Source organism: Alkalicoccobacillus gibsonii (genome assembly GCF_016798245.1).
Lineage (GTDB): Bacteria > Bacillota > Bacilli > Bacillales > Bacillaceae_D > Alkalicoccobacillus > Alkalicoccobacillus gibsonii.
Window position 1 is genome coordinate 402563 of record NZ_JAEUZA010000003.1, and the last position, 11824, is coordinate 414386.

The 11824-nt window shown below is 41.0% G+C and carries 11 protein-coding genes; 8 read left to right on the forward strand and 3 right to left on the reverse strand.

From position 1 onward, the window contains the following. Window position 1: 1 nt before the first annotated feature. The 6 genes from JNO66_RS13555 (at window position 2) to JNO66_RS13580 (ending at window position 5802) form a co-directional block, all read left to right on the forward strand. Window positions 2-922 carry a carbohydrate ABC transporter permease gene (locus tag JNO66_RS13555; protein WP_203088945.1) on the forward strand — a complete coding sequence of 307 codons (921 nt, stop codon included), beginning with the start codon at window positions 2-4 and terminating at the stop codon, window positions 920-922. A gap of 13 nt (window positions 923-935) precedes the next feature. Further along, complete coding sequence (locus JNO66_RS13560; RefSeq protein WP_203088947.1) at window positions 936-1778, forward strand: carbohydrate ABC transporter permease; 843 nt, start codon at window positions 936-938, stop codon at window positions 1776-1778. 131 nt (window positions 1779-1909) lie between these two features. Then, window positions 1910-2989, forward strand: coding sequence for a Gfo/Idh/MocA family protein (locus JNO66_RS13565; protein WP_203088948.1), 1080 nt, complete (start codon window positions 1910-1912; stop codon window positions 2987-2989). Window positions 2990-3001: 12 nt separating this feature from the next. Next, window positions 3002-3970: a sugar phosphate isomerase/epimerase family protein gene (locus tag JNO66_RS13570; protein ID WP_203088949.1), complete on the forward strand. Its 969-nt coding sequence runs from the start codon at window positions 3002-3004 to the stop codon at window positions 3968-3970. Window positions 3971-4001: 31 nt separating this feature from the next. Next, the gene (locus JNO66_RS13575; RefSeq protein WP_203088950.1) at window positions 4002-5027 is read left to right on the forward strand and encodes a Gfo/Idh/MocA family protein; all 1026 of its coding nucleotides are present in this window, start codon (window positions 4002-4004) and stop codon (window positions 5025-5027) included. A 19-nt stretch (window positions 5028-5046) separates the two neighbouring features. Then, complete coding sequence (locus JNO66_RS13580; RefSeq protein WP_203088951.1) at window positions 5047-5802, forward strand: sugar phosphate isomerase/epimerase family protein; 756 nt, start codon at window positions 5047-5049, stop codon at window positions 5800-5802. A gap of 105 nt (window positions 5803-5907) precedes the next feature. Here JNO66_RS13580 and JNO66_RS13585 read toward each other — a convergent pair whose 3' ends face one another. Beyond that, on the reverse strand, window positions 5908-7119 hold the full coding sequence (locus JNO66_RS13585) for an MFS transporter (RefSeq protein ID WP_203088952.1): 1212 nt from the start codon (window positions 7117-7119) through the stop codon (window positions 5908-5910). Continuing rightward, window positions 7112-8176, reverse strand: a complete 1065-nt coding sequence (locus tag JNO66_RS13590) for an ArsR/SmtB family transcription factor (protein WP_203088953.1) — start codon at window positions 8174-8176, stop codon at window positions 7112-7114. Before JNO66_RS13590 ends, JNO66_RS13585 begins: the two co-directional genes overlap by 8 nt. A gap of 174 nt (window positions 8177-8350) precedes the next feature. On the opposite strand from JNO66_RS13590, the gene JNO66_RS13595 reads away from it, so the two are divergent. Both JNO66_RS13595 and JNO66_RS13600 read left to right on the forward strand, forming a co-directional pair. Further along, a complete protein-coding gene (locus JNO66_RS13595; RefSeq protein WP_203088954.1) occupies window positions 8351-9103 on the forward strand; it encodes a MerR family transcriptional regulator in 753 nt (250 codons plus the stop codon). Then, entirely contained in the window at window positions 9066-10832 is a 1767-nt protein-coding gene (locus JNO66_RS13600; RefSeq protein ID WP_203088956.1) for an ABC transporter ATP-binding protein, read from the forward strand. Before JNO66_RS13595 ends, JNO66_RS13600 begins: the two co-directional genes overlap by 38 nt. A gap of 46 nt (window positions 10833-10878) precedes the next feature. On the opposite strand, the gene JNO66_RS20820 is transcribed toward JNO66_RS13600, so the two are convergent. After that, window positions 10879-11754 carry a GNAT family N-acetyltransferase gene (locus JNO66_RS20820; protein WP_203088958.1) on the reverse strand — a complete coding sequence of 292 codons (876 nt, stop codon included), beginning with the start codon at window positions 11752-11754 and terminating at the stop codon, window positions 10879-10881. Window positions 11755-11824: the final 70 nt, after the last annotated feature.

Consider the following 11824-nt stretch of genomic DNA (forward strand, 5'->3'; position numbering starts at 1 on the left):
GATGAAGGAGAGTTCTGTGAAGAAACCCAAGAAGCTGTTTACTCAAAGTAAAAAAGATCATATTTCGGCTTATTTATACATCTCACCTTTTTTTCTATTGTTTGCGGTTTTTGGTGTATTTCCGATTCTTTTTACGGCGTATATCTCTTTTCATAAATGGGACATTCTTGGAACAAAAGAGTTTGTGGGGTTTACGAATTATCAATGGCTACTGACTGATCCACTGTTTTGGAAGGCTCTTGGGAACACCATGAGTATATGGGTCATGTCAACCGTTCCACAGCTGACACTTGCACTTGTGCTGGCATTTGTGTTAAATCAAGCGTTACTCAAAGGGAGACATTTTTTCAGACTAGCTGTTTTTCTTCCAAATATCACCTCAGTGGTTGCAGTAGCCATTGTGTTTGATGCGATCTTTGGACAGCATTATGGAATTATTAATTATCTTCTTTCCCTTGTTGGTGTGGAGCCGATTAATTGGAAAGCGTCCGTTCTCGGAACTCATGTCGCGATCTCAAGCATGGTCATCTGGCGATGGGTCGGTTATAACTCCATTATTTATTTAGCTGCTCTGCAAAGTATCCCTAAAGATCTTTATGAAGCAGCGACGATTGATGGAGCAAATAAAATTCAGCAATTCTTGTTTGTTACGATCCCAATGATTCGACCGATGATCATCTTCACGGTTATTTTATCAACCATTGGTGGAATGCAAATCTTTGCTGAACCACAGACCTTCTCAGGTATGGGCGGTGGAGCTGTTAATCAAGGTTTAACATTAACTCTGTATTTATATGAAGAAGCATTTCTCAGAAATTCGTTTGGATATGCATCTGCGATTGCATGGCTGTTATTCTTGATCATCGTTATGTTCTCGTTACTGAATTTATTTGTGACGCGCAAAATTAAATCTGCTGATTAAGGATGTGAGTCGGATGAAAGAAGTAGGTAGCAAGCCGTTTAGTCTAGGTAGGATCAGTATATATAGCGCACTTGTTTTCTTTAGCCTGTGTGCGCTATTTCCTTTATATTGGATGTTTGTCATTGGATCAAATCATACATCCGCAGTTAGTCAGTTTCCTCCTGCAATCATGCCTGGGACAGAGTTTTTTGTGAATGCTGGGAAGGTATTTACAAACATTAACTTCTTACAGGCACTATTTAATACCTTTATTGTAGCAAGTTTAATTACTATATCTGTTTTATTTTTCTGTTCGTTAGCAGGGTTCGCCTTCGCAAAACTGAAGTTTAAAGGACGAAACGGTTTGTTTATCTTTGTGCTTGCCACAATGATGGTGCCAGCACAGCTAGGTCTTATCCCGTCATATATGATTGTTAGCCAACTTGGGTGGATTAACACGTTAACTGCTTTGATTGTTCCAGCAATGGTGAATGCATTTGGCGTATTCTGGATGAGACAATACATTTCATCAGCTGTTCCAGATGAGTTGATTGATGCAGGAAGAATGGATGGTTGCTCTAATTTCCGATTATATTGGACAGTTGTTCTCCCTATTCTTCGTCCAGCCCTTGCCACACTTGGTTTAATTACGTATATGAATGTTTGGAATGATTTTCTTTGGCCGCTTGTTGTGCTTAAGGACCGGAGTGTTCATACCATTCAGGTTGCGTTGAAGACATTAAACGGAACCTATTCACAAGATTACAGCATGGTTTTAAATGGAACATTTTTAGCTACCTTGCCTTTACTTATTATCTTTTTACTATTTAGTAAGCAAGTTATTGCTGGTATTACTGAGGGTGCAGTCAAAAGTTAAAAAGAAACCTTCAATGAATCAATAAAAATATTATACATTCAGAACGAAAACAGGTAGAATGATAGCGTATACATGAAACAATGATTTACGTACTGTAAGCGGTTAATTATTTTTAAGGGAGAGTGAGTTCAATGCAGAAAGCCAGAGTAGGGATTGTAGGCTGCGGCACAATTAGTGATATCTATTTGAAGAATTGTGTCTCAGATGAGTTTATTGAGATTGTTGCTGTCAGTGATTTAAATGAACAGGCTGCAAGAGAAAAAGCAAAAACGTACAACATTCAAAGAGTGCTAACGCCAGACGAGCTTTACACAGATCCCGATGTTGATATGATATTAAATTTAACCATTCCAGCAGCACATGCTGAGGTATCTTTAAAAGCCTTGGAGAACGGAAAGCATGTGTTCCTTGAGAAGCCTCTATCCATTTCATTACAGGACGCTGATCAAATTTTGCAAGTTGCGAAGGAAAAAGGCCTTCAAGTAGGCGTTGCGCCAGATACGTTTTTAGGTGGTGGTCTGCAAACCTGCCGCCAGCTTATTGATGAGGGCTCAATAGGAAAACCTGTAGCAGCAACAGCATTTATGATGTCACATGGTCCTGAAAGCTGGCATCCAAATCCATACTTCTACTATCAAGAAGGGGCGGGGCCGCTATTTGATATGGGTCCGTATTATTTAACAGCACTCATTCACCTCATTGGTCCATTCCGCAGAGTAACAGGATCAGCTCAGTCTGCACTAAAAGAACGAATTGCTACAAGTCCAGAACGTAATGGTGAAGTCATTCCAGTAAATACGCCAACACACGTAACAGGAGTCATTGACTTTGAAAACGGTGCAGTTGGAACATTAATTATGAGTTTTGATGTGTGGGGCGCTACTTTACCATGGATTGAGATCTATGGAACAGAAGGAACACTTAGAGTACCAGATCCGAACACGTTTGGTGGGCCGGTCTATATTAAAAAAGCGGGAGAGCTCGATTGGACTGAACTCGCTCTAACACATGGAAACACGGAAAATGAACGTGGTCTTGGCTTAAAGGATATGGCACGTGCAATTGTGACAGGAAGTCCAACTAGAGCATCTGGTGAAATGGGCTACCACGTACTAGAAGCGATGCATGGTTTCTATACAGCATCGGCAAACAATCAACATTATGCCATGCAAAGTCAGTGTGAACGTCCGGCACCAGTTGAAACTAATTAAGGAGGAGATACGATGAAACTAGGAGTATTCGCAGTATTATTTGCTGATAAACCATTTGAGGAAATGCTTGATCATATTAAGAGCTTAGGGTTAGAAACGGTAGAGATTGGGACAGGAGGTTATCCGGGAAATGCCCATTGTAATCCTGCTGAGCTTTTAGCAGATGAATCAAAGCTAAAGGCGTTCCAACATGCTGTGGAGAGTAGAGGATTGACGATTAGTAGCTTAAGCTGCCACGGGAACCCGATTACACCTGACAAGGAGTTTGCCGATCAGTGTCATCAGGAATTTCTTGATACGGTACGTCTAGCCAATAAGTTAGGTGTAGAAGTTGTGACAACATTCTCTGGCACACCTGGTGCCTATGAAGGCGCGAAATCACCAAGCTGGCCAGTTGCTCCTTGGCCAAACGAGCATGGTGAAATTTTAAAATGGCAGTGGGAAGAAATACTGATTCCATATTGGAAGGAAGCAGGGAAATTCGCAAGCGATCACAATGTGAAGATTGCTCTTGAGTTGCACGGAGGGTTCTTAGTACATACCCCAGCAACCTTGTTAAAACTCCGTGATGCAGTGGGTGAAGTAATTGGAGCAAATGTGGATCCAAGTCATTTATGGTGGCAGGGGATCGATCCCATAGCTGCTATTAAAATTCTTGGAAAGCGTAATGCGATCCACTTCTTCCATGCAAAAGACACATATATTGATCAAGACAATGTAAACATGCATGGGCTTCTTGATATGCAATCGTATGCCAATATGCAAGATCGTGCATGGATCTTCCGCTCGGTAGGGTATGGTCACGATCTGAAGGTTTGGTCAGATATCATAAGCGCACTGCGTACAGTTGGATATGATGGAGCTGTCAGCATCGAGCATGAAGATGGACTAATGTCCATTGATGAAGGATTCAGTCGAGCTGTAAGCAATCTTCAGCAAGTATTAATTAAAGATCCAGTACCAGACATGTGGTGGCTATAGAATTTTTAATTAATAAGAAAGGGGTAATATCATGAAAAAATTAAAAGTAGCTGTGATTGGGAATGGAAGTATTGCAAAATATCGTCACATTCCTGAGTATGCAAGTAGAGAAGACGTTGAATTTGTAGCCTTTTGTGATTTTACCATTGAATTAGCAGAGGCCAATGTAGAACAGTTCGGAGGAAAAGCCTACACAAGCTACGAGGAGCTTCTAGCAAATGAAGAGGTTGATGTAGTGAGTGTCTGCACTCAGAATGCAGACCATGCCAAAGTATCGATTGCGGCAGCGAAAGCTGGAGCGCATGTTCTTTGTGAAAAGCCGATGGCAACTTCCCTTGAAGAAGCGGAAGCCATGATCCAAGCTGCAGCTGACAACAATGTGCAATTAATGATTGGGCACAATCAGCGACTAATGCCTCCACACGTAAAGGCAAAAGAAGTATTAGCATCAGGCCGTTTAGGTAAGGTACTTACATTTAAAACGACATTTGGCCATGGTGGTCCAGATGCATGGAGTGTACAAGGAGATACAAGCTGGTTCTTTGATAAATCCAAAGCATTTGTAGGAGCAATGGGTGACTTAGGTGTACACAAAATTGACTTGATCCGCTGGTTGTTTGATCAAGAAGTCTCAGAAGTTGCTGCGTTTGTTGAAACCCTTGATAAGCAAGGTGATGTTGATGACAACGCAACATGTCTATTGCGTATGCAAGGCGGAGCGATTGGAACAATGGCAGCAAGCTGGACATATTACAAGGGCGAAGACAATACAACAAGCGTTTACTGCGAGCATGGTGTGCTTGAAATCAAAGATAACGCCGATGAGCAGGTTGTGGTTCGTTTAACAGATGGGACGGTTGAACGTTACGCAGTTGGGGCGATTGCTACCAATGAAGAAGGCGGTCAGACTTCAAGTGGAGTGATTGATGCATTTTTAGATGGCATTATAAATGGTACGAAGCCTGTTGTCACTGGCGAAGAAGGAATGAAATCGCTGAATGTGGTACTAGCCGCATTAGAGTCTGCAAAAACCAGTGCATTTGTGAAAGTAAACTAGTTCTGAGAGGATGTTTAACATGGCACAGCTACCGATCGCTTTACAGTTGTTTACACTAAGAAATGAAACAAAAGAGGATTTTCTAGGAACACTTAAAAAGGTTAAGGAGCTCGGATATGATGGCGTAGAATTTGCCGGATTTGGTGGCTATGAAGCCTCTGAATTAAAAGCCTTCTTAGAGGAGCTTGATCTGAAGCCTTTCTCAAGCCACGTTGGAATCGAGCTACTTGAGGATAATGCCGATGAGATTATTGCCTACCATAAAGAGCTAGGTGTTGAAACAATGGTCATTCCTTACTTAGTTCCAGAACGAAGAACGAGTAAGGATGACTACGTGAAGCTAGCTGAAAGCTTGAATCACTATGGTAAAAAAGTGAAAGAAGCTGGCATGACTCTTTGTTACCACAATCATGACTTTGAATATGAAAAATATGATGGCGAATACGCATTGGACTTAATCTTCTCTCAAACAGACGCTGAACTGGTTCAAGTAGAGCTAGATACCTACTGGGCAGAATACGCAGGTGTTTCAGCAGTAGATTATGCAGCAAAGTACAAAGGTAGATTACCTCTTGCACATATTAAAGATATGGCAGATACCTCAGACCGAACGTTTGCGGAAGTGGGCGAGGGAACACTTGATATCAAAGGCATTGTTGTAGCAGTTCAAGAGGCAGGTGCCAAGCGTCTTATCGTAGAACAAGACGTCTGCCAACGCCCACCGCTTGAGAGCGTGGAGATCAGTATTCGTAACCTGAAAGAGATTCTAGGTTAATAAAAAATCAACATGACAATTGAATGAATAAGAGGCAAATGATTCAATGCGAATCATTTGCCTTTTTTTTTATGGGTTTCTGAATCTATCGAAGCAAGGTTTTGTCTATAAATCCGCTCGTAATGTAACCATATCGCGGTGGAAGAAAATAAGTATTGAACACGTTGCAATCAACCCTCCTATGGCAATGGTGCGATGTGTGTCCAAAGCGTCTCCCAATACACCAGCAATAAAAGCAGCTAGAGGAAGTAGGGCCATCGTAATAAATCGGCTACTCGCTTGAACCCTTCCAAGCATATGGGATGGTGTTAACTTCTGCCGTATCGTCTTTACAACAGGATTAAAGGAAGCCGCACAAAAGGTGCCAATGGCATTTGCAATCAGTAAGGGGACAAATGAATCCGCAAAGCCAAGCCAAATGAGAGAAGCACCCCCGCCAAAGTACCCTAAAAAGAGGATGGTCCGTTGACTGGCAATCCTTCTCAAACTAATGGATAGAAATGAACCGGCGATGGCAGCAGCTCCTCCGAATGATAGAATCCACCCAATCTCAAGTGGAGTCAAACCGACTGTTGATTGAAGATGAAAGACTAATAGCGTAAGTGAAAACGTCACTCCAAAACTAATGAAGGCGCTGCCGATGTTTGTTAACAATAGAAGCTTCTCCGTATAAATAAAATGAAATCCTTCCCTCACATCCTGAAAGAATCCTCGAGTCGAAGGTTGTTTAGTTGGTGGTGGAACACGAATGAAAAATAGTGTCAGAAAGGCCAGAAAGAACCCAATACTGTTTGCAATTAACCCAATCCCCGGATGAACAAAAGCAATAAGCAGTCCTCCAAGAGTTGGACCAATTAAAATGGTTGTATGGTAGAGACTTGACTCTACTGTATTTGCAAGAGGAAGATCTTCTTTTTTAACGATAGAGGGAATCACGGCAAACTGCGCCGTATTATAAATCTGCGTGCATAAGCCGATGACGATTGAAGCCATAATCAACGTGATGAAATGAAGCATGTCTATCATATAAAGCATGCTTAGTAGCAAAAGGATTAAGGCCCTTATGAAGTCGCTTAAAAGCAGTAAGGTTCGTCTGTGATACCGATCAATAAAAGGCCCGATAACAGGCATGAACCAGACTGTTGCTTGTCCGACTGCAGCAATCGTCCCCATAGCAACAGCTGAACCTGTTAGTGATAGAACAACAAGTGGAAGGGCTATTAGATAAATTTGTGCACCGGCAAAGGAGGCGAGATTGCCTCCCATCAGCCAGTAAAACGAGCGGTTTTTATGCAGCGAATGTACAGCCTCACTCATTCTCATTCCACCCTTCCTTTAAATAATCAGTAAGGCCACGATGTATATCTATAAGCTTTGTTTTGTTTAAGCTGTACTTACTTTTGGTCGTTAAGACAAGTCTTGCTGAACGCAATTGGGTGAGGTGGTGATGTAGCGTCGATTTTGGCATGTCCAAAAGAGAGGCTAATTCCTGTAAGCTTTTATCCCCAGAAAACAGGAGTTTAACCATTTTTAAGCGAGCTTCATCTCCTAATGCTTTATACAATAGGGCAAGCTTTTTATCTGGAATGAGCGGATCGCCGGGAGTCATGCTTGCATTTGCAATTGGATAGTAAAATACTTTTACCCCCTTAAGATCAGCAACGATCGTCCAAGGCCGGTATGAAAAGTGTGGAATGAGAACAACCTTTGTAACGTAGGGTTCGGGAGAATAGTCAATTCCATCAGTTACATATGCAACGAATTCGTCCATCTGAGAATAGGTTCTTTGCTTAGCTCTTTTTGATTTGATGTCTCGGTTCAGCATGTCCTCTAATGAATGCTGCTTTGGTTTGATGATTTCTTGAAACCATCCTGTCATTACAGAAATAAGATGTTTCTTTAGCGGATCGATCTCAGTTGTACACAGGTACATAATGTAGTCGGGCATAAATGAGATATGTTTGTTGGCGGAAGCAATCGATTTAATAGCACCAGAATCACCTTTAGCTGCCTTATTCACAGTCTCTTCTAGTTCTTGATTCAAATAAGGAAGACATTTTTTTCGTAATTCGGCTTCTTCCAGGGAATGGACAAATGATTGAAAGGAATCTAACGAATGGTTATCTAGATGGTGCAGTAGCTGTAACAAGGCTTTCCATGTATTCCGAGTATGTACAGTATCCAATTCCGTTTTAAGTTGGCTAGAAATGATGTCCTGATTAATGGGAGCAAAGAAATCTTGTTCTGTTAGAGAATGATTGATCTTCTTATGTGTAATGGCAGCAATCCCTAAAGCGGCTTCCCATAAGAGAGAATACTTAAATTCAATTGAGTAACCTTCTCTAAATGGATTTGAGTAATCAAGAATATTCATACCTTCATCTCCTTTATCTTCCATATTAATGTTAAGTATATAGGTGCAGATCGAATAATTCAATATTTTTAGAATTTTAAATTCTATAAAATTAGAATCATTTATTATCAAGATTTTTCTTGCGCATGACGTAACGTCACGGGCTATACTCTAGTTAGATGAGAGGAGCTAACAATGGAGAAACGTTATACAATAGGAGAGTTTGCTAGGTTAACAGGAACAAATATAAGAACGTTACGGTTTTATCATAAGAAAAAGCTGTTAGTTCCTTCTTCATTTAATGAACAGGGGCACCGTTTGTATGGGAAGGAAGACTTATTTCTTTTCCAAAAGATCATTACATTTAAGTATTTAAATTACTCATTAGATCAAATCGCCGACTTTATTCATGATGAGGAATTGAATTTAATTGAAACCATTTCGTTTCAGAAACGTCTACTTGTAGAGAAGCAAAAAAGCTTACAAAAGGTCATCGAATCATTAGAAACAGTTGAAGAGGTTGTTAATAGTGAGGTTGAGGTTAATGGAGACGTTATTCTTTCATTTATACACACGTTTCAACAAGGAGAAGAGCGGAAGCAGTGGTTATCGACCTTCTTATCACAAGATTTGGTGGAAGTACTCTTTTCACTTGAAACACAAAAACAATACTGGATGCTATTGAGCGAGTTAGTGAACATAGTGAAAACGGATAGCCCAACAAGCGTTCAAGCACAAAGTAAGGTACTTGAGCTCTCATCTTCCATTTCTACCTTGTTTACGAAGGAAATGCTAGATGAGCTTGAAGAGAATGCTGAAAAGATAAAAGCAGCCCCACCTTTTCTTATGGATCAGGTAAGTGAAGAGATTGAACATTATTTAATGGATATGCAAAAGGAGATGCAAAAAGATGAAGCAAACAGAGCAAGCGACAAACCAGCCACCTAAATGGAAAGAATTTTGGCGACTATTAATGAACTACCGACCTTCCTACTGGCTAATGGGTGGCGCGATCATCCTTGGACTAGGGGAAACGATTCTATCTTTACTTGTCCCGCTATTAACGATGCAGCTTGTCGATATCTTGTCAGTCACCACGATATCAATGGGACTCGTAGCAGGACTTGTGGGAGTGTTTTTAGCACAAGCAGTGATGTCGGGCTTCTCCATCTATATGATGACGCGTGTGGGTCAGCATATGATCGCAAAGCTTCGCGAGGATTTGTGGAAACATGTCGTGAAGCTACCGATTCCATTTTTTGATAAACGTAATTCTGGTGAGACCATGAGCCGTATTACAAATGACACAAATGTGGTGAAAGAATTTGTTGTCATGCAAATCATTCCGTTTTTCTCTGGACTCATTTCCATTATTGGCTCCGTGATTTTTCTATTAATCATCGACTGGAAGATTACATTAATGATGCTGGTGATTATTCCAATTGCGTTTGCAATCCTAATGCCTCTTGGTCGAAAAATGTATCGTGTATCTAAGGCAACGCAAGATGAAACGGCTGAATTTCAAGGAGATCTTGGTCGAGTATTATCTGATATTCGTTTAGTGAAGTCGTCACTTGCTGAACCAAAAGAAGAAGAAAAAGGGATCTCTAGAATTACAAAGCTGTTTACGTATGGGCTAAGAGAAGCCAAAATAAACGCAATTGTATCTCCGCTTATGATGACCGTTAATTTGGTGATGCTTGTTTTCTTAATTGGTTACGGTGGGTTTCGAGTGTCCGAAGGGACGTTAAGTGCCGGATCGCTTGTCGCCATCATTCTCTATATGTTTCAAATCATTGTCCCATTTAGTCAAATGGCTACTTTCTTTACACAATCGCAAAAAGCGATGGGGGCAACAGAGCGTATTCGGGACATCATGAATGAGGCAGTAGAAACAGATCACACCGAGGAAAACTCTGAGCCATTAAGATCACGAGAAGGGCTGATTTTTGAAAATGTATCCTTTGGATATACGGAAGATAAACAGATTCTTGATCACTTATCCTTTACGGTAGAAAAAGGGAAGGTTACAGCTTTTGTAGGTCCAAGTGGCGCTGGTAAAACGACTGTATTTTCTTTAATTGAACGCTTTTATCAACCACAACATGGAGTAATTACGTATGAAGGCAGCAAGCTGGAGGATTTTCAGTTAAGAGAGTGGCGCAGCAAAATTGCGTACGTCTCTCAAGAAAGCCCAATGATGGCTGGAACCATTCGTGATAATTTGTCGTATGGACTTGATGGTGTTACAGATGAAGAAATTGACGTGGCGATTAAGCAAGCGAATCTGGGAGAATTTATTGAGGGACTACCGGACGGATATGATACGCAGGTTGGGGAGAGAGGCATTATGGTGTCTGGTGGTCAGCGCCAGCGTCTTGCCATTGCACGCGCCATCATACGTGATCCGGAACTCTTACTTCTCGATGAGGCAACCGCTCACTTAGATAGTACCTCAGAAAGCCTGGTTCAAGAAGCTCTCCAAGGATTAATGAAGGGAAGAACTACACTAGTTATTGCTCACAGGTTATCCACTGTAAGACATGCGGACCGGTTAATTGTACTTGAAAAAGGACGTGCCACAGGAATTGGCACACACGATGAGTTAATTCAAACTCATGAGGTGTATAGAGAAATGGTTGAGCAACAGTTTGAAGCGGTCTCTGTCGGAGAGTAATAAAAAGAAGCGAGCAATCCATTTTTATGGGGTGCTCGCTTCTTCTTTAGGACTTTAATCCGTATGCAGACAGAGTATAGGTTTCTCTAAATTGAGCTTTTTTATATAAATGAATAGCTGCATCTGACTCCGCAGAAACGCAAAGGGTGATGGTTTGAATAGCAGTGAAAGAGAAGATCCAGGACGTTGCGGCATGGAGTAGCTGTGTCCCAATTCCTTTTCCTCGGGTATTGGCATCCACCGCAAAGAAATGGATATCTGATTCACCAAATTGTGGATCAACCTCAGCATAGATATAGCCTTTCGTTTTCTCGTTTTCTTTGTAAAGAAATAATTGATGCGTTGTATCGATGGAATCGATCATCTCATCTGCTGTAAAGTAAGCTTCTGGGAAGTGAGTCTGATGAAGAGCTGTGAAGGCTTCTTTATGAATATGTTCGAATGGCCCAATATAAGAGGTAATTTCCTGTGGATGATAAAGTGAACGTTCAAGTGTAAGGACAAAGTGATTTCCCTGAAATGTGGCGCCAAGTGTTTCAGCAAATTGGATTGCGTCTTTATTTGATATGTTTAAAAAGAAAGAGTATTCTTCTAGCGATATAGAGGCACGGTCAATCAATGCATTCCAGAGCTCAATCGCCTGATCCTCGTTCCAATCATTTTTAAAAAAAGGACCCCACACGTCTACCGAGCGCTCGTCTTTATCAATATCAAAGCCAAGGAACCCAATTAATTCTCCATTCATGAAGATTCCTAGAGCTGAATCCTCAAATGGGAGATCTGAAAAATCTTCTTCAAGGGAATGTTGAATTTCTTTTTCTACTGTTCCGATGTATCCAATATGCTTAGATGAATGCTGCTGACACTGTGAAATGAACATGGAAAGACTCTTAACATTTTTAATAGAATCTAGTCGTATCACTGATATCCTCTCCTTTACTCACTATATCTTAACATATAAAAGAAAGCGGTTTAACGAGAATGTGACAAGG

Bases quoted from the DNA above. Each gene is read 5' to 3' on its own strand.
- JNO66_RS13555 (WP_203088945.1), top strand. From the start codon at position 2: ATGAAGGAGAGTTCTGTGAAGAAACCCAAGAAGCTGTTTACTCAAAGT.
- JNO66_RS13560 (WP_203088947.1), top strand. From the start codon at position 936: ATGAAAGAAGTAGGTAGCAAGCCGTTTAGTCTAGGTAGGATCAGTATA.
- JNO66_RS13565 (WP_203088948.1), top strand. From the start codon at position 1,910: ATGCAGAAAGCCAGAGTAGGGATTGTAGGCTGCGGCACAATTAGTGAT.
- JNO66_RS13570 (WP_203088949.1), top strand. From the start codon at position 3,002: ATGAAACTAGGAGTATTCGCAGTATTATTTGCTGATAAACCATTTGAG.
- JNO66_RS13575 (WP_203088950.1), top strand. From the start codon at position 4,002: ATGAAAAAATTAAAAGTAGCTGTGATTGGGAATGGAAGTATTGCAAAA.
- JNO66_RS13580 (WP_203088951.1), top strand. From the start codon at position 5,047: ATGGCACAGCTACCGATCGCTTTACAGTTGTTTACACTAAGAAATGAA.
- JNO66_RS13585 (WP_203088952.1), bottom strand. From the start codon at position 7,119: ATGAGTGAGGCTGTACATTCGCTGCATAAAAACCGCTCGTTTTACTGG.
- JNO66_RS13590 (WP_203088953.1), bottom strand. From the start codon at position 8,176: ATGAATATTCTTGATTACTCAAATCCATTTAGAGAAGGTTACTCAATT.
- JNO66_RS13595 (WP_203088954.1), top strand. From the start codon at position 8,351: ATGGAGAAACGTTATACAATAGGAGAGTTTGCTAGGTTAACAGGAACA.
- JNO66_RS13600 (WP_203088956.1), top strand. From the start codon at position 9,066: ATGAAGCAAACAGAGCAAGCGACAAACCAGCCACCTAAATGGAAAGAA.